Here is a 22756-nt window from a genome sequence, read left to right on the forward strand (position 1 = left end):
GCATCCCTTCTGAGGCGAATAACACAAACGACGGTCCGACCCGTGCTGCGACGCGCGGACACGACCCGGAAAAGCGGCGATCCACCGGGTGCCGCCGTTACCGTGACTCTATGGCGGGCCGTACCTCTCAGGCGAGCCGGCGGCGCGGCGCGTCGCCGCGTGGCACCACGAACAACCGCGCCCGGCAACCGGCGAAGAAGGCGGCGGCGCGGAAGCCGGCGCGGCGGCGACCGGCTCCCGGGCCGAGCCCGGCCGCGTTCGTCGGCCGGGCGGTCGGCGCCGTCTGGATGGGACTTGCCCACACGGTCGGCTGGACGTTCCGGGCGGCCGGGCGGCAGGCCGCGTCCACCCGGGAGCTGGATCCGGAGCACCGCCGCGACGGCGCCGGGCTGCTGCTGTTCGGCCTGGCCATCCTCAGCGCGGTGGGCATCTGGGGCGGCGGCGCCGGGCCGGTGGGCCGGCACCTGGCCGACACCGTACGGCTGTTCATCGGTGCCATCTCGATAATCCTTCCGGTGCTGTTCATGGTCGGGGCGTGGCGGCTGATGCGGACCCCGGCCGATCCCGAGCACCGCGGTCGCGGCCTGGTCGGCTGGGGCTCGATGATGCTGGCGACCGCCGCGATGCTGCACATCGGGCAGAACCCGGTCGACGAGGTCCAGCGTGACTTCGCGGGTGGCCTGATCGGCGCGGGCGTGGGTGACCTGCTGAAGTCGGCGGTGACCGCCTGGGTGGCCATGCCGCTGCTGCTCCTGCTGCTGGTGTTCGGCCTGCTCGTGGTCACCGCGACGCCGATCAACAAGATCCCGGAGCGGCTCGGCCTGCGCGCCGACCCGGCCGGGGCGGACGCCGACGAGGAGTTCGCCGAGGACGAGGCGCCGGCGAAGCCGGCCCGCAAGCGCCCGGCGAAGCGGATGCCGCCGCCGCTGGAGCCGCTGGACCCGGACGACGAGCTGGCGGGCGTCGACCTCCAGGAGACGCTGGTGCTGCCGCGCAAGCCGCCGAAGGTGCCGGCGAACCGCAAGCCGGTCGAGCCGCCGGAGCACTCGCCGCTGCCCACCCGGGCCGAGCAGCTCGCGCTGACCGGGCTCGCCGGCGACTACACGCTGCCGCCGGCGAACCTGCTCGGCAGCGGCGCCAAGCCGAAGAGCCGCAGCAAGGCCAACGACGAGGTGATCGCGGCGCTCACAGGCGTCTTCGAGCAGTTCGACGTGGACGCCGCCGTCACCGGCTTCACCCGCGGCCCGACAGTCACCCGGTACGAGGTGGAGCTGGGCCCGGGCGTCAAGGTCGAGCGGATCACCCAGCTGTCCCGCAACATCGCGTACGCGGTGAAGTCGCCGGACGTGCGGATCCTCAGCCCGATCCCGGGCAAGAGCGCGGTCGGCGTGGAGATCCCGAACACCGACCCGGAGAACGTGTCGCTCGGTGACGTGCTGCGCTCCCGCGAGGCGACGAGCGACCACCACCCGATGGTGGTGGCGCTCGGCAAGGACATCGAGGGCGGCTACGTGGTCGCAAACCTCGCGAAGATGCCGCACATCCTGATCGCGGGCGCCACCGGCGCGGGCAAGTCGTCCTGCCTCAACTCGCTGCTGGTGTCCGTCCTGACCCGGGCCACGCCGGACGAGGTGCGGCTGCTGCTGATCGACCCGAAGCGCGTCGAGATGACCGGCTACGAGGGCATCCCGCACCTGGTCACGCCGATCGTGACCAATCCGAAGAAGGCGGCCGACTCGCTGGAGTGGGTCGTCCGCGAAATGGACATGCGCTACGACGACCTCGCCGCCAACGGGGTCCGGCACATCGACGACTTCAACCGCAAGGTGCGCAACGGCGAGATCAAGGCGCCGCCGGGCAGCGAGCGGGAGATGCGGCCGTACCCGTACCTGCTGGTGATCGTGGACGAGCTGGCCGACCTGATGATGGTCGCGCCGCGCGACGTGGAGGACTCCATCGTCCGGATCACCCAGCTCGCCCGGGCCGCCGGTATCCACCTGGTGCTCGCGACCCAGCGGCCCTCGGTGGACGTGGTCACCGGCCTGATCAAGGCGAACGTGCCGTCCCGGCTCGCGTTCGCCACGTCCTCGCTCGCCGACTCCCGGGTCATCCTGGACCAGCCGGGCGCGGAGAAGCTGCTGGGCCGTGGCGACGGCCTGTTCCTGCCGATGGGCGCGTCGAAGCCGCAGCGCATCCAGGGCGCCTGGGTCACCGAGCGCGAGATCGCCGACGTGGTGAAGTTCTGCAAGGACCAGCGCGAGCCGGAGTTCCGCCCGGACGTGCTCGCCCCGGCGCAGGACAGCAAGAAGAAGATCGACGAGGACATCGGCGACGACCTGGACCTGCTCGTGCAGGCGGTCGAGCTGGTGGTCACCTCGCAGTTCGGGTCGACCTCGATGCTTCAGCGCAAGCTGCGGGTCGGCTTCGCGAAGGCGGGCCGGCTGATGGACCTGATGGAGACCCGGGGCGTGGTCGGCCCGTCCGAGGGCTCCAAGGCCCGCGACGTGCTGGTCAAGCCGGACGAGCTGGAGGAGGTCCTGGCCGGCCTGCGCGGCGGCGAGGACTGACGACTGCACACGTGAACAGGCCCGCCGGTCGTCCCGGCGGGCCCGTCGCGGTTCGTCCGGCTCAGCTGTTGAGGACCGCGTAGCTGATGATCATGCCGATCACGGCGCCGGCGACGCTCGCGGCGGCGGCGTACCAGCCGAGCGGCTTGTCTCCGAGGACCGCGCCGACGATGCCGAGCACGAGGCCGACCAGGCCGAACAGCGGCGGCAGGATGAAGATCGCGATGGCCGCGAAGACGAACGCGATGATCGTGCAGATCCGGGCGGCGCTGCTGCGCGGACGGGCGGTGGCGTGGATGTCGGCCATGGTTTCCTCCGTGGGTGATCTCGCTACGTGTCGACGGGAGATCGGGTACCCCGGGCGCCGCACCGTCCAAACCGGAGGCGGCATCGATCAGGCGAACAGCTTCAGTCCGATCACACCGGCCACCACCAGCAGCAGGCAGGCCACGCGCGGCAGGTTGACCGGTTCGCCGAGCGCGAGCATGCCGACCAGCGCGGTACCCACGGCGCCGATGCCGACCCACACCGCGTAGCCGGTGCCGACCGGGATGTCGCGCAGCGCGTACGCCAGGCCGGCCATGCTCGCCACCAGCGTGACGGCGAAGACGGCGGAGGGGAGGGGACGGGTGAAGCCGGCGCTGCGATCAAGCGCGATCGCCCACGCGGTCTCCAGCAGTCCGGAGATCACCAGCACGATCCAGGCCATGGGTATCACCTCTGACGGACGGGCCCGGCGCGGGAGCGGGCCGGGCGACGGTCGGGTCACGCGGGGCGTCTTGGCCTGACCGGGTACGCCCACCACTCGTCCGGGACGGCCCGTGGGCCGTCGTGGCCGACGGTAGCACCGGGCGGGCCGGACCGGCGGCGGGGTGAGAAAGGCCACCATGGGTGGAGTTGACGTCAACTTCAGGTTGCACGATGGAACGCATGACCGTGCTCTTCTCCGACGACGACGTCGCGGCCGCCGTGGACGCCCCGCTCACCGTCGCGGCCATGCGCGACGCGCTGCTGGCCGCGCACGCCGGGCGGCTCATCGCCCCGCCCCGGGCGTCCGCGCCGCTGGGCGGGGGCCGGATGGTGCTCACCGCCGGGCACCTCACCGGGCAGTGGTACGGCTTCCGCTCGTACGACACGTTCGGCCACCCGGAGAGCGGTCAGCTCGTCGTGCTGCACGACGCGACCACCGGCGCGGTACGCGCCATCGCCGTCGGCGAGGAACTCGGCTCCCGGCGTACCGGAGGACTCGGCGGCGTGGCGATGGACGCCCTGGCCCGCGCGGACGCCGCCACGGTCGGCGTGGTGGGGTCCGGCCGGCAGGCGTGGACCCAGGTCTGGGCCGCGGCGGCGGTCCGGCCGCTGCGCGAGGTGACGGTGTTCAGCCGCTCGGCGGCCCGGCGGGACGCGTTCGCCGCGCGGGTCCGCGCCGAGCTGGGCGTGCCGGCCCGCGCCGTCGGCTCGGCCGCCGCCGCGGTACGCGACCGGGACGTCGTGGTGCTCGCCACCACCAGCACCGTCCCGGTGATCGACGCCGCCGACCTGGCCCCCGGCACCCACGTCAACACGGTCGGCTTCAAGCAGGTCGACAGGCACGAGTTCGGCCCCGACCTGCTCGACGCCGCCGACCTGCTGGTCACCGACTCACCCGGGCAGGCAGCCGCGTACGTGCCGCCGATGCTCGCGGCCGTCGAGCCGTACGCCGGGCGGCTGCGCGACCTGGGCGCGGTGCTGGCCGGCGCGGCTCCCGGCCGGACCACCGCGGACCAGGTCTCGGTCTTCTGCTCCACCGGCCTGGCCGGCACGGAGGTGTTCCTCCTCGATCGGCTGGCCCGGGTGGCCGTGTCCGCGCGCTGACCCTGGCCGGACGGGTGCGCGGCGCACCGGAACCGGCCCGGTACCCTCGGATGGTGTCTGCCTCCTCCTCCACCCCGCGATCCGACGGGCGCCGCGTCGCCCTGCTGACCCTCGGCTGCGCCCGTAACGAGGTCGACTCGGAGGAGCTGGCCGCCCGGCTGCACGCCGACGGATGGCAGGTCACCACCGACGGCGAGGGTGCCGACGTGGTGGTGGTGAACACCTGCGGGTTCGTCGAGAAGGCCAAGCAGGACTCGATCCAGACGCTGCTGGCCGCCGCCGACACCGGCGCGAAGGTCGTCGCCGCCGGGTGCATGGCCGAGCGGTACGGCCGTGAGCTGGCCGACAGTCTCCCCGAGGCGCAGGCCGTGCTCAGCTTCGACGACTACCCGGACATCGCCGCCCGCCTCGACTCGGTGCTCGCCGGTGAGGCGCTCGGCGCCCACACCCCCCGCGACCGGCGGGAACTGCTGCCGCTGACCCCGGTGAAGCGCCGCGACGCGGCGGTGTCGCTACCCGGGCACGGCACCCCGGCCCGGGTCGCACCGGAGACCGACGCGCACACCCCGGCCCACCTGCGGCAGGTGCTGCGGCACCGGCTCGACACCGGCCCGGTGGCCTCGCTGAAGCTCGCCAGCGGCTGCGACCGGCGCTGCGCGTTCTGCGCCATCCCGGCGTTCCGTGGCGCGTTCGTCTCGCGTACCCCGGACGAGCTGCTCGCCGAGGCCGAGTGGCTGGCCAAGACCGGCGTCCGGGAGCTGGTGCTGGTCAGCGAGAACTCCACCTCGTACGGCAAGGACCTGGGCGACCCCCGCGCACTGGAGAAGCTGCTGCCGCAGCTCGCCGCGATCGACGGGATCGTGCGGGTCCGCGCCAGCTACCTCCAGCCCGCCGAGACCCGGCCCGGACTGGTCGAGGTGATCGCCACCACGCCCGGCGTGGCCGCGTACTTCGACCTGTCGTTCCAGCACTCCAGCGAGCCGGTGCTGCGCCGGATGCGGCGCTTCGGCTCCACCGACCGGTTCCTGGAGCTGCTCGCCTCCGCCCGCGCGCTGGCGCCGGACGCGGGCGCGCGCAGCAACTTCATCGTCGGCTTCCCCGGCGAGACGAAGCAGGACGTGGCCGAGCTGGTCCGGTTCCTCACCGAGGCGCGGCTGGACGCGATCGGCATGTTCGACTACAGCGACGAGGACGGCACCGAGGCCGCCGGCCTGACCGGCAAGGTCTCCGCCGCCACGATCAAGCGGCGGTACGACAAGCTCAGCGCGCTGGCCGACGAACTCTGCTCGCAGCGCGCCGAGGAACGCCTCGGCGCGACGGTGGAGGTGCTCGTGGACTCGACCGCCGACGGCGTGGTGGAGGGGCGGGCCGCCCACCAGGCGCCCGAGGTCGACGGCTCGACCACCCTCGTCGCGCCCGTCGGCGGCGGCGTGGATCTGGCCGCGCTGCGCCCCGGCGACCTGGTCCGGGCCACTGTGACCGCGACCGAGGGTGTCGACCTGGTCGCCGTACCGGATGAGATGATCTCGGCGGCGCCCGGCGCGGTACGGTGACGGCGGGCCCTGATGGAGCGGGGAAGCCACGTGGGGCGATGCGGGACATGACGGGAGCGGAGTCGACGGCCGCTGCCCCCGTACCGCTGCTCAACGCGGCGAACGTGCTCACCGGCGCGCGCCTGATGCTGGTGCCGGTCTTCGTGGCCACCGTGATCGCCTCCGGGATGAGCCACGCGGGCTGGCGGATGACGGCCTGCCTGATCTTCGTGGTGGCCTCCGCGACCGACCTGGTCGACGGCTGGATCGCCCGCCGGTACGAACTGGTCACCTCGCTGGGCAAGGTCGCCGACCCGATCGCCGACAAGGCGCTCACCGGCGCCGCCCTGCTGCTGCTCTCCGTCTACGACCTGCTGCCCTGGTGGGTGACGGTGGTGATCCTGGCCCGCGAGCTGGGCATCACCGGGCTGCGCTTCTGGGTGATCCGGCACGGGGTGATCGCGGCCAGCCGGGGCGGCAAGGTCAAGACGGCGCTGCAGATCCTGGCCATCACCTGGTACCTCTGGCCGATGCCGGAGGCGCTCGCCGCGATCGGCCCGTGGATCATGGGCGCGGCCGTGGTGGTCACCGTGGTCACCGGATTCGACTACATCGCCCAGGCGTTGCGGCTGCGCCGCCCGGTCCGTTGAGCCGGTCGGCGGGCCCGTCGGTCCGGGCGGCCGGTCCGTCGGTCCGGGTCGCGGGTCCGTCGGCTCGGGCGGCTCGGGCGGCGGACGAGTAAGCCGGCGTGGGGCGGGAAATGGGGGCGGGCATGGACACCGACGCGAGTAACCAGCGGCCCGCCGGCAGCCCGGCGGCCGCCGTGGTGCACCGCCTGCACGAGTGCGGCGAGACGCTGGCCACCGTCGAGTCGCTGACCGGCGGCCTGCTCGCCGCCGCGATCGTGGAGATCGCCGGGGTCAGCTCCATCTACCGGGGCGGCATGGTGGTCTACGCCACCGAACTCAAGGCGACGCTCGCCGGCGTACCGGAGGACCTGCTGGCCGACCGCGGCCCGGTCGACCCGGACGTGGCGGCGGCGCTGGCCGAGGGCGGACGGCAGCGCTGCGGCGCGGACTGGGGCCTGGCCACCACCGGTGTGGCCGGTCCGGAGCCGCAGGACGACAAGCCGGTCGGTCTGGTCTACGTGGCGGTCGCCGGACCGGACGGCACCGAGGTGCGCCGGCTCGACCTCGAGGGCGGTCGCGACCACATCCGCTCGGCCGCGGTGATCGAGGCACTGCGGCTGCTCGCCGACCGCATCCAGCTCCCCGCCGACGCCGACGCCGCCGCCGAGGCGGCCGGGGCCGGCCGCCGGTGAGCCCGCGCGGCGCCGACACGCCCGGCGGCGGGATCGCCGGACCTGTCGATCCGCCCGGATTTTCAGAGGCGGGGTGGGATGTCGTCGTGGCGACCAACGGGTACGGTTGCGGGAAGGCTCCGGCGGTCACCGTCGGCGCCGGAGCGGTCCACCGCGTCCGGCGCGACGCGGTCCGGCCGGAGATGGTGGTCCCGTTCAGGGGGAGGTGCGATGGTCCTGCTACGCCGGGTGATCGGTGACGCGCTGCGAGCACGCAGGCAAGGGCAGCACCGCACCCTCCGCGAGGTCTCCTCCGCCGCCAACGTCAGCCTCGGCTACCTCTCCGAGATCGAACGCGGCCAGAAGGAACCCTCCAGCGAACTGCTGGCCGCGATCTGCGACGCGCTCGGCGCCCGCCTGTCCGAGCTGCTCCGCGAGGTGAGCGACACCGTCGCCCTGGCCGAGCAGATGCCCGGCGTGCTGGTTCCGGTGACCGACGAGCGGGTCGAGCCGGCCCCGGTGGCCGTGCGCAAGGCCACCAACCGCGGTGTCCGGCAGGTCACCTCCGACGGCGCTGTCGCCGTCCAGGTCCGGCAGGACTCGCCGCTCAAGGCCACGCTGCGCAGCACCCGCGTACGCCCCGCCGAGCGGGATGTGGTCTGCGCCGCCTGACCCCGGCCACCGCGTCGTGGGCAGTGCTGGCGTTCGCGTCGTACTGTTGATCAGGAGCGTACGGGTGCCGGAGTGGCGTCCGGCTGGGACGATGTAGGCGCGACGCTACTGAGGGGACGAGGCGGAGATGGCGAACCCGTTCGTCAAGGGTTGGAAGTACCTGATGGCGCTCTTCGGCGCGAAGATCGACGAGCACGCCGATCCGAAGGTGCAGATCCAGCAGGCCGTCGAGGAGGCACAGCGCCAGCACCAGGCGCTGGTGCAGCAGGCGGCCGCGGTGATCGGCAACCAGCGCCAGCTGGAGATGAAGCTGTCCCGGCAGATGACCGAGGTGGAACAGCTCCAGGGCAACGCGCGGCAGGCGCTCGCAGTGGCCGACCAGGCCCGGGGCCGGGGCGACGAGGCCGAGGCCGGGCGCTACGAGCAGACCGCCCAGATGCTGGCCACCCAGCTGGTCTCCGCCGAGCAGGCGCTGGAAGACCTCAAGACGCTGCACGACCAGGCGCTCGGCGCGGCCGCGCAGGCCCGCAAGGCGGTCGAGAACAACTCGATGATCCTCCAGCAGAAGCTGGCCGAGCGCACCAAGCTGCTCAGCCAGCTGGAGCAGGCCAAGATGCAGGAGAGCGTGGCCCGCTCGCTGGAGTCGATGTCGTCGCTCACCGCGCCCGCCAACACCCCCTCGCTGGACGAGGTCCGCGACCGGATCGAACGCCGCTACGCCACCGCCATGGGCCGGGCCGAGCTGGCCGGCAACTCGGTCGAGGGCCGGATGCTGGAGATCCAGAAGGCCACGCTCGACTCGGCCGGATCGGCGAGACTGGAACAGATCCGGTCGAGCATGGCCGGCGAGCAGCTCGGCAGCCGGTCCGAGACCCCCGCCGTGGGGCAGCCGGCCGACCCGGCCGCCGCCGCCCGGCTCGACGAGATCCGGGCCAGCATGAGCCGGGAGCGTGGCACCGGGGAGACCACGACCGGCTGACGGAGGGGCGGACACGATGGCGGACGAACGGGCCCGGCACTTCCGCAGGCTGCGCAGACTACGCAACTCGGCGCGGCGGTGGAGCGTACTGGCCGGAGGGCTCGGCGGCGCCGCCGCGGTGCTGACCCCGTACGCCGGACTGGGTTTGGCGGACGCGGCCTGGGCCGGCGCCGCGGGCAGCGCGATCGCGGTGGCCGCCTGGCGCTGGGTCGACCATCGGGCGCTGGCCGCCGTACCGCCACCGCCCGCCCTGGACCCGGCCGAGGCCGCCGCCCGCTCCCGCGCCCGGCTGGTCGCCGCCGTCGAGCGGCTGCCCGTCGGCCCGGGCGTCGTGGCCGAAGTACGTCGGGTCCGCTCCCGCCTCGCACTGCGCGGCACCGCCGCGGCCGAGCCGTGGGCCCGGCTGGACCGGGCCGCGCTCACCCTGGCCGGGCTGGCCGGACGGCTGACCGGGCTGGCCGAGCCGGCGGTCCGGGAGGCGGCCGAGGCCGACCGGTCCCTGCGTGAGCTGGCGAACCGGGTGGCGAGCGTGGAGCGTGCGGCGAAGCTGACGCCGCAGAGCACCCTGAGCGAGGTGCACGCGACGCTGGTGGCGCAGTTGGAGGACGGGGTGGCCGCGTACGAGCGGCTGGTGGTGGCCGCCGCCGGTTACGTGGCCGAGGACGCCCGCCCGAACACCGAGCACCCGTCCGCCGCGCGCCTGACCGAGGCCACCGACCTGCTGCACGGCGTAGCCTCCGCCCTGGCCGAACTCCGCACCCCTCTCCGCGCCCCCTGACGGCCCCCTTCCGTCCCGCCTCGCCCGCCGGCCCTCGCCCCGTTGATCAAGGAGTTCGTGTCCTCCCCACAGCCGGATCCGGACACAAACTCCTTGATCACGGGGGAGGGAGGGGGCGGGAGGGGGCGGCGGCGGGCGGGCTGACCCACGGGCGCGATCATGAAGGTGGCGGTGATGTTGATTTCTGGAACTGCCGTTAACTTCATGATCAACGGGGAGGGAAGGGGCGCATGGGGCGGGGTCAGGTGGGGGTTGTGGTGCGGGCTGAGGGGGTCCAGGGGGACGTGCCTACGACGTTTGTCGCGCGTACCCGGTAGTGGTAGGTCATGCCTCGGGCCAGGCCGGTGTTGGTGAAGCCTCGGCCGGTCACGTGGAACGTCGCCGGTTCGCGGGTGAAGGCGGCGTCGGTGCCGCGCTGCACGACGAAACCGGCGCCCGGTCCGGCCGGCGTCGGCGCCGACCAGGTCACCGTCACGCTGGCCGTGTCCGGCCCGGACACGCTCGCGGTGAGGCTCACCCCTGTCGGTGCGACCGGCCGGGCCGGTGTGGTCACCGTCGCCACAGTCGACCAGGGTGAGGCGGCGCCCAGGTACGTCGTGCGTACCCGGTAGTAGTACGTGGTGTCCGGCGCGACCGCCGGGTCCACGTGGGACTCGCCCACGGCGATGGCCGTGGTGCCCGGACCGCTGGTGAACGTCGGGTTCGTGGCCCGCTGCACGTCCACGCCTGTCGCGAAGGAGTGGTTGGCCCAGCGCAGCGCCACCCGCAGCGGCCCGGTCGGTGGCAGCACCGCCGTCACCCGGGTCGGCGCGGACAGGTGCACCGCCGCCGGTACGGCATTGGACCAGGACGAGCAGCTCACCGCGTTCTCGGCGCGGATCCGGTAGTGGTAGGTGACGCCGGGCGTGACGGTGGCGTCGGTGTACCGGGTGGCGGTGGCGGCCACCGTGATCTCGGTCAGGCCGGTGGTGAAGGTGCTGTCGGTGGCGCGTTGCAGCCGGTGACTGGTGGGTACGGGACGGCTGCCGTTTCCGGTCCAGGTCAGCGCGATGGCGGGGAGCGCGGTGGCGCTGCCTGGTGCCGGGGTGGCGGTGAGCCCGGTCGGCGCCTTGGGTGCCACGCGTAGCACCAGCGGTCGGCTCATGCCCTGGTCGCGTAGTCCGGCCGAGCGGGTCTGCCAGCGGTACTCCCAGCCGAGGTTGACCAGCTGGTTGACCACGACCGCGGGGCGGCCGTCGACCGGGCTGACCGGGCCGGCGTCCAGCCGTGCGCCGGCCGGGCGGGTCGGGTCGAGCAGCCGTACGCTGTCGCCGATCTTGAACGGCAGGGCTGGTGGGACGGGACGCAGCGCCACCACGACGTCCTCCCGGGGGTTGACCCGGACGGTGTCCTTCCAGCCCAGCTCGCCCGGGTCGGGCGGGCGGACCGTGCCGTCCCAGCCGACCCGGTTGACGAGCTGGACGTCGCAGCCCTCGATGTGGACGGGATGGGTACGCGGGGCGTCGCCGACGATCCGCCAGAGCTGTGTGCCGTCGCCGAGCGCGCCGACCGCCACCGCCGGGTCGGTGGCGTGCAGCACCTCGGTGGCCGGGTCGGCCGGGCCCAGCGGCAGGGTGGCCGGGGCGAGTGGTCCGGCCACCGGGTGGCCGACGCCGAGCCGTCCCACGGCGCGGCCGTGCCGGGCCTCGAAGACCTGCCCGACCGACTTCACGGCCAGCGGCAACGTGACCGGGGTGGTCGCGCCCGCCGGGGTGAACGTGACCGAGGTGGCCCGCGCGGGAACCAGCGTCGGGCGCGGGGTGGAGGTGCCGATCGCGGTGTCGTACGCGGGTTGCGGCACGATCGGCGGCGGCTGGCTGCGGGCGTACGCCCCGGGCAGCCGCTCGGCGAGCCGCCGGGTGTCGTACGGCTGCGCGGGGGTGCCGGTGACCCGGATCTGGAGCAGGGTACGGGTGTTCGGGCCGTACCCGGGGCGGGTCGGCGGCAGGCCACCGGCGGCGGTCCGGTCGGGTGCGCCGGTGTGGTGGTCGTAGCGGGTGTCGAACCGGGGCAGCGGCGCGGGGCAGTCGTTGTAGAGGATGAGCGTGCTGCCCGGCGACACTGTGGAGAAGTCCACCACCACGTCGGCCCGTTCGCCGGGGGCGAGCAGCAGCGCGTGCCCGTCCACGTTGAGCACTGTCGGGTCCTGCCTGTCGTACCGGTAGTCCACCGGCCGGTTGGTGAGCACGACCGGGGCGGGGAGCAGGCCGCCCTCGTTGCCGATCTGGATCATCTCGGGTCCGGCGGCGGCCGGGTCGGGCACGCCACCGTCGCGTCCGTCCGCGGGCCAGTACGAGGGCCGTCCGGGGGCGCGTACCGCCTCGACCATCGGCACCTCACCGGCGTCCGGGTCGGCCAGGGCACCGTCCTCGGCCCACATCGGCGCGTCGGAGGCGGCCCGGTAGAGCTGGAGGTTGAGCGCGCGGTCCGCGCAGGCGTTGAGGATCCGGAACCGGTACGCCCGCGGGGCGACCTCCAGGTACGGGTAGGCCACGCCGTTGACCAGCGGGCTGTCCCCGTACGCGTCGGGGACCGCCGACGGGTGCGGTACGCCCGGTACCAGCGGCGGCTCGTCCGGGTCGGTGTCGGGGTCGTGATGCGGGTTCGGCACCGGGGCGACCCACGGGCTGGCGCCGCCGTCCGGGTCGTGGGTCCACGGCCCGTAGTCCCAGCGCCCGGTCGGGTTGGTGCCGGTGAGCCGGTAGGGGTTCTGCCGCGGCTGGTAGACGTGCGGGTGCCACAGGCTGCCCTTGGCGCCCCAGCGGTCCCGGTCCCAGGTGGGGTCCTGGGCGGCGAGCTGCGCGTCGTCGGGGACGAACGTCTTGTCCTCGATCACCAGCGGGAGCTGGTCGGCGGGCAGCACGCCGTCGTCGACGAGCCGTTCCTCGGCCGGGTCGGTGAGCAGGTAGAGCGCGATCTGCCCGGAGTAGACGGTGAGCCGGGACAGGCCGAGCGTGTTGTCGTGCAGCCACATGAGCCGGCCGCTCTGGTCGTTCGGGAAGTACAGGGTGGTGGCGCCCGCGCCGGGTGGCGGCATGTCCGGCACCGGCGTCACACAGGCACCCGTCGGGTACGGCGTGATCTCGCCGGCCGGGGTCACCCACTGCCACGGGTTGCCGGCGCTGATCCACCCGGTCTGCGCGCCGGACAGGTGCGGTACGGCGCGGTTCTGCGGGTACGGGGCGGGACCGTCGAGCGGTCCGGCTCCGGCGCCGTCGACCGTCTCGTCCACGGGCAGGAACAGCTCGCCGGCTCGTCCGGTGGGGAGCTGGTTGATGAACTTGATCCGTACCGGGCGGCCCCGCCGGGCCACGATCATCGGGCCGAGGTGCCAGGGGCGGTCGGGCGGGCTGACCGTGTTGTGCCCGGAGGCGTCGGTGCCCAGGTTGAGCTGCCGGTAGCCGCGCAGCCGGGTGGCGGGCAGGTCGCGGTGCAGGCGCTGCGCGTACTCCTGGAGGCCGATCTCGTAGTAGTCGCAGCCCGGCCAGGTGACGGTGTCCGGGACGGCGACGGGCAGGCGGGCGCCGAGCCCGGCGGTGGCCGGCTGCCCGGGCAGCGGCAGCGGGTCGACGAACTTGCGGATGCCGGTGCCGGGTACCGGGCGGCCGTCCGGGTCGAGCGTGGGCAGCGGGCTGGCGGCGGTGTTGGGCACCGGGCCGAACAGGCGCGGGACGGCGTCCGGGTCCAGGCTCGCAGGCGCCGGGCCGCCGCCGGGTTCCTCGTCGCCGCCGCGAGCGGCCGGAACGGCGGGCGCGACGGAACCGGGCGGCGTCGGGTCACCCGTGGGCGTGGTCTCGATGGCGACGACGGCGGCGCGGTCCGGGCGTCCGGGCCGGCTGCGGCGGAACAGCACCATGGCTCTCCCCGGGGTCGGGGCGCGCCGGCCGACACCCCGGCGTGGCGGGCGTACGCGCTGCTGACGATCCGTGAGCGGTCCACCGCAGCATGCGACGTCACAGGGGTGAGGCGGAAGTACCCAATCGTCCCTATCTCGGCCGATCTTGGGCGTTTCGTGGAAGTTCCACGCCGGGCTGGCAGGCCGGGCACCAGTAGGTGACCCGTTCGCCCAGTTCCTCCTTGCGGATGGCGGTCCCGCAGCGACGGCACGGCTGGGCCCGGCGGCCGTACACGTAGCTGGTGCCGCCCCGGTGCAGCACCCCCGTGGTGCTCTGGGTCCAGCGGCCCCGGTTGGCCGCGAGCAGCCGCTGGGCCAGCGCGACGGTGCCCGGTAGGTCCGGCACCGCGCCCACCGGCGTCCACGGCGACACGCCGCGCAGGAACAGCACCTCGCACTTGTAGAGGTTGCCCACCCCGGCCAGGTTGCGCTGGTCGAGCAGCGCCTCGCCGATGGTCCGGTCCGGGTCGGCGGCGAGCCGGCGGACCGCCTCGTCGGCGTCCCAGTCCGGGCCGAGCAGGTCCGGGCCGAGGTGGCCGACGAGCGACTCCTCCTCAGCCGTCGGCACCAGCGCCAGCTCGTGCAGGTGGTAGCCGACGGCGACGGCGGCGGGGGAGCGCAGCACCACGCGGATCAGGTGCGCCGGCCGTCCGCTCCAGCGCTCACCCGGGGCGTACGCCCGCCAGGCGCCGTCCATCCGCAGGTGCGAGTGCAGCGTCCACGGCGCGGCGTCGGTGCCGGTGAGGCGCAGCAGCAGGTGCTTGCCCCGGCTCGCCGACTCGCGCACCGTCCAGCCGGTCAGGTCGGTGGTGGCGAGCTGCGGCACGCGGAAGTCGGACCCGGTGAGCCGGGCCCCGGCCAGCGCGCGTTGCAGGACGCGCGCGGTGTTCCAGACGGTGTCGCCTTCGGGCACCCCGCCATTGTGCCCCGCGAGTGAAATTCGCATGTGTCGCTATTTGTACTGAGGTTCCACTTGATCTGCGGAAACGCCACGATCAGGGGGTTCTGAGGAGATGCCCATGGCTCATTCACGACGTCGTACCGTCGTCGCCCTGACCGCCCTGCTCACCGTGGCCGCCGGACTGCCCGGCACGCCCGCGCCGGCCGCGCCCCCGCCCACGGCCGCACCCGCCCGCGCGGCCGCGCCGGGCCCCGAACGCTGGTCCGTCGACCTCGCCGTCGCCGGCGGCGACGACGTCAACGTCGCCTGGCGGTCCGGCCGCCTGCGGCTGGCCGACCCCCGGCCCACCGCCCGCACCCGCCCGGCCGCCGTCGGCGGACCGGTCGCCGAGGGCATCCTGCTCTCCGCGCCGCGCACCCTGGACCGGCCCGCGACCCGGGTACGCGCACAGTTCGCCGCCCGCACCGGCGACGGGGGTGCGGCGGTGGCCCAGGTACGCGGCTGGCGTGGCCGAGGCTGGACCGAGTGGCGCGACGCCACCGAGGCGGTGTTCGACGCACCGGTCAGCCGGGTGCAGGCGCGCGTCGTGCTCACCACCAGCGGCAGCGCGTCGGAGGCCACCGTCACCGGCCTGACCCTGGCCGCCGACCGGGTCGCCACCACGGCGGTCCAGCCGGCCGCCGCGCTCACGTACCGGGTGTACGCGACCCGGATCGGCCTGGTCGGCGGCATCACCGCCAACGGGCACACGGTGCGTACCCGGGACCACTTCGCGGCGCTGCCCACCCGGCGCGGCCTGTCCCCGCGCAACACCGGCGACTACACCGTCAAGGTCTGCACGACGAACGGCAGCCGCTGCGAGTACGCCCCGGTGTGGGACGTCGGGCCGTGGAACACCCGCGACGACTGGTGGAACCCGGCGTCGGTCCGGGAGAACTGGAAGGACCTGCCGCGCGGGTTGCCGGAGGCGCAGGCGGCGTACCAGAACGGCTACAACGGCGGGCGCGACCAGTTCGGCCGTACCGTCCGCAACCCGGCCGGGATGGACCTGGCTGACGGGACGTTCTGGGACGGGCTGCGGCTCACCGACAACGCGTGGGTGGACGTGACGCTGCTGTGGACCGGTGGCGGGGCGCGGGCCGTGGTCGGGTCCGGGCCGCTGAACCTGCGCGCCGGGGCGAGCACCTCGTACGCGAGCCGGGGGCTGGCCGCCACGTACGCCCACGTGCCGGTGCAGTGCTACGTGACCGGGCAGCGGATCGCCGGCACGTACCGCACGACGACGAGGTGGTACCGCCTGGTGGGCGGCAACTACGTCAGCCACGCGTACCTGTCCTCGATCTACGGCGGCACAGTCCCCCGCTGCTGAGCGCCGTCCCCGTCCCTCCCCGCTCTCCTCCGCGATCTTGCAGTTTCGGCCCTGTCCCGGGGGCATTCGCCCGTTATGCCAGGGCACCAACTGCAAGATCGCGGGGGAGAGGCGGGGAGGCGGGGAGGCGGGGAGGCGGGGAGGGGGTCAGGGGTGGGTGATTGTTACTACGTCGCCTGGGGTGGTTTGGAGGGTGTCGGCGGCTCGGCCGGTGTTCACCGCTACGGCGACCTGGGCGGCGGAGTCGACGTAGACCACCAGGGCGCCGGGTTCCGCGTCGCCGAAGGTGCGGCCGTGGACCGCCTCGTGGCCGTTCACCAGTAGCCGGGACGGCAGGCCGTCGAGCAGCGTGCCCGGCGCGGCGAGCTGGACGTTGCCGAAGTGGTCGACGGTCAGCACCTCGGCGCTGAGGCCGCCGGGCTCCGCGCGTACCACCGGTTCCGGCAGCCGGACCAGCGTGCCCGGGTCGACTGCCGGTCCCGCCTGGGCCGGCGGCGCGCCGAGCGCCAGCCGGGCGGCCACCGGCGCGAACACGTCCCGCCCGTGGAACGTGCGGGAGACGACCGGGCCGAGCCAGTCGGGGTTGGTCAGCTCCACCGCGTCGGTCACCCCGCCGAGCGCCTCCGCAGCCGGGATCAGCAGCCCGTTGTCCGGCCCGACCAGCAGGCCGCCGGGCGCGGCGAGCGCGATGCCGCGCCGCGTCGTGCCGACGCCCGGGTCGACCACCGCGACGTGCACGCCCCACGGCAGGTACGGCACCGTCTGCGCGAGCACCGCCGCGCCCCGGCGTACGTCGGCCGGCGGGATCAGGTGCGTCACGTCGATCACCCGGACGGCCGGGGCGAGCCGGGCCAGCACGCCGTGGCACGCCGCCACGAACCCGTCGGACAGCCCGTAGTCGGTGGTCAGCGAGACACACAGCGGGGTGCCGTTCACTTGTCGCCCGTCCCGGTCAGGTGCCGCGCCAGGCGCAGCTCGTCGTGCAGCGGGATCCCGTCCGCGCCGACCTGGGGAATCGTCGGCTTGACCGCGCGGGCCCGGTCCACGGCGCCTGCGTCCACCGCCTCGATGCGCAGTCCCCGGCGCTGGTAGAAGCGCAGCGCGTCCAGGTTGTCGTTCGTGGTGACCAGCCAGATCCGGTCCGCCCCGGCTGCGCGTGCCACCTCCTCGGCGGCGGCCAGCAGGGCGGTGCCGGCGCCGTTGCCCGGTGCCGACGCGACCAGGCTCACCACTTCCAGCCCGTCGGCGTCGACCCGGTACACCAGCGCCCCGGCGAACGCGCCGTCGTCGTCGACAGCCACCAGCGCGGGTAGATCACGCAGGTCGTAGCGGGTGTCGTGGACCACCACGATCGGGCCGCCCCACTCCCGCTCGTGCAACGCCGTCAGCGCGGCACGGTCCCCGTCGCGCGCCTGGCGTACCCGGATCGAGGCCACCGGCCCACCCTAACCGGGACTTCGAGCGGTCAGCCGCGCAGGCGCAGGCCGCGCGGGGTGGCGCGGAAACCGGCGGCGGTCAGCGCGTCGCGCAGCGGGGACGCGTGCACGGCCTCGCCGTCGGCGCGTTCCACCGAGATCGCGCCGAGCGCACCGGAGTGCACCGCGTCGGCGAGCGCCTTGCCGGCCGCGCCGAGCGTGTCGGTGTCGTCGGTGAACGACAGGATCGTCCGGCCGCCCCGCTCGACGTAGAGCACCAGGTCGCCGCCGACGAGCACGACAAGCGCGCCCGCCTTGCGCCCGGCCCGGTGGCCGGTGGCCGGTGCCGCGCCGTCGCCGGAGTCGACGACGCGTTCCGGCCAGGGCAGTGCCGCGCCGTACGGGTTCGCCGGATCGGTGGCCGCGAGCACTACCGTCGGCCCGCCCCGGCCCTGGGAGTCGTCGGCGAGCGCCCGGATCCGGTCCACCGCGCCCGGCACCGCGAACTGCGCCGCGCCGAGCCCTTCGACGAAGTAGCCGCGCCGGGCCGCCCCGCGTTCCTCCATCGCGGACAGCACCGGGTAGACCCCGGCGAAGCCGCCGGTGACCTGCTCGGCCACGACCGCGCCCCGGGTCACCACGCCGTGCCGTTCCAGCAGCAGATCGGCCAGGGCGGCGGCCCGGCGGGTGGGGTCGCTGTCGCGTTCGGGCAGCCGGGACCACCGACCGGCCATGGTGGGCGGACCACCCCGGCTGGGCAGCGCCACCCGCCCCGGACGGCGGTAGCGGGTGCGGGGCGCCGACGGCCGGGACCGGTGCGCCCCGCCCGCGCCGAGCGCCGCCCGCAGCGGCGCGAGCGTGTCATTGGTGAGGTGACCGGCCCACACCAGATCCCACACCGCGCCGGACAGGGCGGCGTCGTCGGTGGCGCCGACCCGGTCGGACAGCGAGCGGAAGAACAGCGCCTGCCCGTCGGCGAGCGCGTCGAGCACGGACTCGTGCAGCGGGGTCAGCGTCAGTGCCTCGTCCGGCGGCGGGAGCAGGAGCGGCGCCACGTCGGCGTACGCGAGTGTCACCCACCCGTCGCCGCCGGAGATCGCGCCCGCGCCGGCCCACACCACCTCGCCGCCGGCGCACAGCTCGTCGAGCTGGGCGGGGGAGTAGTCGGCGACCCGGGCGGGCAGCACCAGGCGTTCCAGCGCGGACGCCGGCACGCTCACGCCCTGCAACTGCTCGACCGCGGCGGCGACCGCCTCGACGCCCCGGGCCGACGAGCCGACCTGCTGCCAGCGGGGCAGGAACGCGGCGAGCGCGCGCGGCGGCACCGGCTCGATCTCCCGGCGCAGGGCGGCCAGCGAACGGCGGCGCAGCATGCGCAGCACCTCCGCGTCGCACCACTGGGTGCCCACCGTGTCCGGGGCGAACTCCCCGGAGACCACCCGGCCGCCCGAGGCGAGCCGCCGCAGCGCCTGCTCCACCACGAACACGCCGAGCCCGAACCGGGCCGCGCAGGTGGCGGCCGCGAACGGGCCGTGCGTGCGGGCGTACCGGGCGACCAGGTCGGCGAGCGGATCGGCCACCGGCGCGAGGTACGCCTCGGCGACCCCGACGGGCAGCGCCACCCCGAGCGCATCACGCAGCCGGGCGGCGTCCTCGACGACCACCCAGCGGTCCTCGCCGGCGATGCGGACCCGCAGCACCCGCCGGGCCGCGGCCAGCTCCTCCGGCCAGGACTCCGGCACACCCCGCTCGGCCAGCTCGGCGCTGCTCAGGTCACCGACCACGCGCAGCAGCTCGACCACGTCCTCCGGGTCGCGGGGACGTCGCTGCTCGGTGAGCCAGCGCAGTTGCCTGGCGGTCTCGGCGAGCACCTCCGGGTCGAGCAGCTCCCGCAGGTCGACCCGGCCCAGCAGCTCGCCGAGCAGCCCGGAGTCGAGCGCCAGCGCGGCGGCCCGCCGCTCGGCCAGCGGGGCGTCGCCCTCGTAGAGGAACGCGCCGACGTACCCGAACAGCAGCGACCTGGCGAACGGCGACGGTCGTTCGGACTCCACCTCGACCAGGCGTACCTTGCGGGCGGCCAGGTCGCGCATCAGCTCGCCGAGGGCGGGCTGGTCGAAGACGTCCTGGAGGCACTCGCGGGCCGCTTCCAGCGTGACCGGGAAGTCGGCGTACTCGCGGGCCACGTCGAGCAGTTGCGCGGCGCGCTGGCGTTGCTGCCACAGCGGCTGCCGCCGCCGGGGGTCACGCCGGGGCAGCAGCAGCGACCGGGCCGCGCACTCGCGGAACCGGGACGCGAACAGCGCCGACGTGCCCACCGACTCCTCGACGAGCTGCGCGATCTCGTCCGGCTCGAAGACGACCACGTCGGCGCCGGGCGGCGTCTCGGCGGTGTCCGGCAGGCGCACCACGATGCCGTCGTCGGAGGGCATGACCTGGGCGTCCACGCCGTACCGCTCGGCCAGCCGGCGCCCGATCGCCAGCGCCCACGGCCCGTTGACCCGCGCGCCGAGCACCGAGTGCACGGCGAGCCGCCAGTCACCCAGCTCGTCGCGGAACCGTTCGACCACCACCGTCCGGTCGTCCGGCAGCGACCGGGTGGCCGCCTTCTGCTCGCGCAGGTAGTTCATCAGGTTGCCGGCCGCCCAGTCGTCCAGCCCGCCGGCCCGCAGCGCCGCCACCGCGTCGGCGTCGGACTGCCGCAGCAGCGCCCGGACCCGGGCGCCGATCGCCCGCCCCAGCTCGACCGGGCGGCCGAGCTGGTCGCCCTTCCAGAACGGCATCCGGGCGGCCTGACCCGGCGCGGGGGAGACAAGCACCCGGTCCGGGGTGATCTCCTCGATCCGCCAGGACGACGAGCCGAGCAGGAACACGTCACCCACCCGGGACTCGTAGACCATCTCCTCGTCCAGTTCGCCCACCCGGGCGGCCCGCTCCGCGCCGGCCAGGAAGACCCCGAACAGGCCCCGGTCGGGGATGGTGCCGCCGCTGGTCACGGCGAGCCGCTGGGCGCCGGGGCGGCCGGTCAGCACGTCGGTGGCGCGGTCCCACACGAGCCGGGGACGCAGCTCGGCGAACGCGGTGGACGGGTAGCGGCCGGAGAGCATGTCGAGCACCGCGTGCAGTGCCGAGTCCGGCAGCTCCGCGAAAGGCGCCGCCCGCCGGACCAGCACCGCGAGGTCGCCGAGCCGCCACGGCTCCAGCGCCACCATCGCGACGATCTGCTGGGCCAGCACGTCGAGCGGGTTGCGCGGGTAGTGCAGCTCCTCGATCGCCCCGGCGCCCATCCGCTCGGCCACCACCGTGCAGGACAGCAGGTCGCCCCGGTGCTTGGGGAAGACGACGCCGCGCGAGACCGCGCCGACCTGGTGCCCGGCCCGCCCGACCCGTTGCAGCCCGGCCGCCACGCTCGGCGGCGCCTCGATCTGCACCACCAGGTCGACGGCGCCCATGTCGATGCCCAGCTCCAGGCTGGACGTGGCGACCACGGCGGGCAGCCGGCCGGACTTGAGCGCCTCCTCGATCTGCTTGCGCTCCTCCCGGGACACGCTGCCGTGGTGCGCCCGCGCGATCACCGCCGGCGCCCCGGCCGCCGCGCCGGACTGCGCCATCACCTCCGCCGGCTGCCGAGGCGCGCGCACCGGCCCGGCCCCGTCGCCGGCCGGCGGGCCGTCGGCGCCGGGCAGCAGATCGGATACGCGCACCGGCTCACCGCCCCGGGCCACGCGACCGCCCTCCGGGGCGGAGGCCGCCTCCACCTCCTCGGCGGCCAGCTCGTTGAGGCGGGCGCAGAGGCGTTCGGCGCTGCGCCGGGAGTTGGTGAACACGATCGTGGACCGGTGCGCCCGGATCAGCGCGAACACGCGTTCCTCGACCGCCGGCCAGATCGAGGGGCGGCGGGGCGCGAGGCCGCCGAGATCGTCCTCGGGTGGCTCCTGCTCGTCGAGGCGGGTCATGTCCTCCACCGGGACCTGGACGCTGACCTCGATGGTCTTGTTCGACGGTGGCTGCACCACGTCGACCGGGCGCGCCCCGCCGAGGAAGCGGGCGCACACGTCGATGGGCCGGACGGTGGCGGACAGCCCGATCCGTTGCGCGGGACGCTCCAGCAACGCGTCGAGCCGTTCCATGGACAGCGCCAGGTGGGCGCCGCGCTTGGTGCCGGCGACCGCGTGCACCTCGTCCACGATGACCGTGTCGACGCCGCGCAGCGAGTCGCGGGCGGCGGAGGTGAGCAGCAGGAACAGCGATTCGGGTGTGGTGATGAGGATGTCCGGCGGGGTGCGGGCGAAGGTCCGGCGTTCGTCGGCCGGGGTGTCGCCGGTACGCATCCCGACGGTGACGTCCGGCGGGACCAGGCCGAGCCGGGAGGCGGCCTGGCGGATGCCGGTGAGCGGGGCGCGCAGGTTGCGTTCCACGTCGACGGCGAGCGCCTTGAGCGGGCTGACGTAGAGCACCCGGCAGCGGCGCCGGGGGTCGGCCGGCGGCGGCTCCTTGGCGAGCCGGTCGAGCGACCAGAGGAACGCCGCGAGCGTCTTGCCGGAGCCGGTCGGTGCGACGACGAGCGCGTTGCGGGCGGCGGCGACCGAGCGCCAGGCGCCCTCCTGGGCCGGGGTGGGGGCGGCGAAGGCAGCGGTGAACCACTCCCGGGTCGCCGCGCCGAACTCCGCCAGCACCCCGCCCGACCTGCTTGCCCCGCCCGACCCGCCTGACCTGCCTGACCTGCCCGACCCGCCTGACGGGGCCACCTCGTCCGCCACGCACCCATCCTGCCGCGCGGGTGCGACATCCGGCCCGCCGCCGGACCGTTCCGTCCCGCGGGCGGCAGTCGAAGAATGGAATGGGCGATTATTCCGTTAAGTCTTACTTAACTGCTTGCTTGTGGGCTGCAACATAAAGTAACTTCACTCGCGATGCGGCGTGGGGTGGAGGCGTGGATGACCGTCGAGGAGCGAGGCCGGGGGTCCGGAACCGACGTGCTCATCCGCAAGGTCGACAGTCGACTGGCGGCGCTCCGCGCCGGGCTGCACGGTCCTGATCTGGAGCTGGCCGAGGAACTCGCCGCGCGGCTGCGCGAGATGATCCTGGCGACCGCCCGGTCCAGCGCTGCCGACCGCGCCCGGGTCCGGGCCGCCGTGCACTACTTCGTCCAGCGCCGGGAGAGCCGGGACGCCCGGCTGCCGCTGCGCTCCCTGGCCGCCGCCCAGCGCGCGGTAGACCGCGCCGCCCGCCAGCTGGCCACCCCCAACCCCACCCCCTGACGGCCCCCTCCCTCCTCACCCCCACCACCTCGGGTGATCAAGGAGTTTGCGGCGGGTTCCGGCGCGTCCCCGGACACGAACTCCTTGATCACCGGGCCACAGGGCGTGGCGCACGTCGGGTGGGCCGGTGGGGTAAGGGTGGGTTTTGGGGAAAACCGCCCGGTTCGGTGCCTCTGTGGCGTGTGATCGGTTGTGAC

At 74.6% G+C, this 22756-nt stretch carries 16 protein-coding genes, 1 pseudogene and 1 riboswitch; of the genes and pseudogenes, 10 read left to right on the plus strand and 7 right to left on the minus strand.

The window, feature by feature from the left end; translation table 11 throughout:
* Nucleotides 1-110: 110 nt before the first annotated feature.
* A complete protein-coding gene (locus CLT75_RS32370) occupies nucleotides 111-2567 on the plus strand; it encodes an FtsK/SpoIIIE family DNA translocase (RefSeq protein WP_135243837.1) in 2457 nt (818 codons plus the stop codon).
* A gap of 61 nt (nucleotides 2568-2628) precedes the next feature.
* Here CLT75_RS32370 and CLT75_RS32375 read toward each other — a convergent pair whose 3' ends face one another.
* Entirely contained in the window at nucleotides 2629-2874 is a 246-nt protein-coding gene (locus CLT75_RS32375; protein WP_135243838.1) for a hypothetical protein, read from the minus strand.
* Between the two features lie 87 nt (nucleotides 2875-2961).
* Nucleotides 2962-3276 (minus strand): DMT family transporter, encoded by a 315-nt coding sequence (locus CLT75_RS32380; RefSeq protein WP_091419776.1) that lies wholly within the window; start codon nucleotides 3274-3276, stop codon nucleotides 2962-2964.
* A 59-nt stretch (nucleotides 3277-3335) separates the two neighbouring features.
* A riboswitch (guanidine-III (ykkC-III) riboswitch) is annotated at nucleotides 3336-3401 on the minus strand.
* Nucleotides 3402-3497: 96 nt separating this feature from the next.
* Here CLT75_RS32380 and CLT75_RS32385 point away from each other — a divergent pair.
* The 7 genes from CLT75_RS32385 to pspM all read left to right on the plus strand — a co-directional run bounded on the left by CLT75_RS32385 (nucleotide 3498) and on the right by pspM (nucleotide 9682).
* Nucleotides 3498-4421 carry an ornithine cyclodeaminase family protein gene (locus tag CLT75_RS32385; protein ID WP_209310413.1) on the plus strand — a complete coding sequence of 308 codons (924 nt, stop codon included), beginning with the start codon at nucleotides 3498-3500 and terminating at the stop codon, nucleotides 4419-4421.
* 50 nt (nucleotides 4422-4471) lie between these two features.
* Nucleotides 4472-5974 (plus strand): 30S ribosomal protein S12 methylthiotransferase RimO, encoded by a 1503-nt coding sequence (gene rimO, locus CLT75_RS32390; protein ID WP_135243840.1) that lies wholly within the window; start codon nucleotides 4472-4474, stop codon nucleotides 5972-5974.
* A gap of 47 nt (nucleotides 5975-6021) precedes the next feature.
* A complete protein-coding gene (gene pgsA / locus CLT75_RS32395) occupies nucleotides 6022-6603 on the plus strand; it encodes a CDP-diacylglycerol--glycerol-3-phosphate 3-phosphatidyltransferase (protein ID WP_209310414.1) in 582 nt (193 codons plus the stop codon).
* A gap of 122 nt (nucleotides 6604-6725) precedes the next feature.
* A complete protein-coding gene (locus CLT75_RS32400; RefSeq protein WP_135243842.1) occupies nucleotides 6726-7274 on the plus strand; it encodes a CinA family protein in 549 nt (182 codons plus the stop codon).
* 210 nt (nucleotides 7275-7484) lie between these two features.
* Nucleotides 7485-7925, plus strand: coding sequence for a helix-turn-helix domain-containing protein (locus CLT75_RS32405; protein WP_135243843.1), 441 nt, complete (start codon nucleotides 7485-7487; stop codon nucleotides 7923-7925).
* Between the two features lie 127 nt (nucleotides 7926-8052).
* A complete protein-coding gene (locus tag CLT75_RS32410; RefSeq protein WP_013284702.1) occupies nucleotides 8053-8904 on the plus strand; it encodes a PspA/IM30 family protein in 852 nt (283 codons plus the stop codon).
* Nucleotides 8905-8920: 16 nt separating this feature from the next.
* Nucleotides 8921-9682 (plus strand): phage shock envelope stress response protein PspM, encoded by a 762-nt coding sequence (gene pspM / locus CLT75_RS32415; RefSeq protein WP_135243844.1) that lies wholly within the window; start codon nucleotides 8921-8923, stop codon nucleotides 9680-9682.
* Between the two features lie 241 nt (nucleotides 9683-9923).
* Here the strand turns inward: pspM and CLT75_RS32420 are convergent, their stop codons facing one another.
* Together CLT75_RS32420 and CLT75_RS32425 are read right to left on the minus strand one after the other, a co-directional pair.
* Nucleotides 9924-13577, minus strand: coding sequence for a fibronectin type III domain-containing protein (locus CLT75_RS32420; RefSeq protein WP_135243845.1), 3654 nt, complete (start codon nucleotides 13575-13577; stop codon nucleotides 9924-9926).
* 130 nt (nucleotides 13578-13707) lie between these two features.
* Entirely contained in the window at nucleotides 13708-14529 is an 822-nt protein-coding gene (locus tag CLT75_RS32425; RefSeq protein ID WP_135243846.1) for a DNA-formamidopyrimidine glycosylase family protein, read from the minus strand.
* 106 nt (nucleotides 14530-14635) lie between these two features.
* Between CLT75_RS32425 and CLT75_RS32430 the strand changes: the two genes are divergently transcribed.
* On the plus strand, nucleotides 14636-15886 hold the full coding sequence (locus CLT75_RS32430; RefSeq protein WP_135243847.1) for a hypothetical protein: 1251 nt from the start codon (nucleotides 14636-14638) through the stop codon (nucleotides 15884-15886).
* A gap of 147 nt (nucleotides 15887-16033) precedes the next feature.
* Here the strand turns inward: CLT75_RS32430 and CLT75_RS32435 are convergent, their stop codons facing one another.
* The 3 genes and pseudogenes from CLT75_RS32435 to CLT75_RS32445 form a co-directional block, all read right to left on the minus strand.
* Nucleotides 16034-16822 carry an SAM-dependent chlorinase/fluorinase gene (locus CLT75_RS32435; RefSeq protein WP_135243848.1) on the minus strand — a complete coding sequence of 263 codons (789 nt, stop codon included), beginning with the start codon at nucleotides 16820-16822 and terminating at the stop codon, nucleotides 16034-16036.
* On the minus strand, nucleotides 16819-17322 hold the full coding sequence (locus CLT75_RS32440; protein WP_135243849.1) for a GNAT family N-acetyltransferase: 504 nt from the start codon (nucleotides 17320-17322) through the stop codon (nucleotides 16819-16821). The genes CLT75_RS32435 and CLT75_RS32440 overlap by 4 nt, the downstream gene beginning before the upstream one ends.
* A gap of 29 nt (nucleotides 17323-17351) precedes the next feature.
* Nucleotides 17352-21971 (minus strand): annotated as a pseudogene (locus tag CLT75_RS32445) (Lhr family helicase); the annotation flags it as partial.
* Between the two features lie 264 nt (nucleotides 21972-22235).
* Here CLT75_RS32445 and CLT75_RS32450 point away from each other — a divergent pair.
* Complete coding sequence (locus CLT75_RS32450; RefSeq protein ID WP_135243851.1) at nucleotides 22236-22559, plus strand: hypothetical protein; 324 nt, start codon at nucleotides 22236-22238, stop codon at nucleotides 22557-22559.
* Nucleotides 22560-22756 lie beyond the last annotated feature (197 nt).

It is taken from the genome of Micromonospora sp. CNZ285, assembly GCF_004637285.1.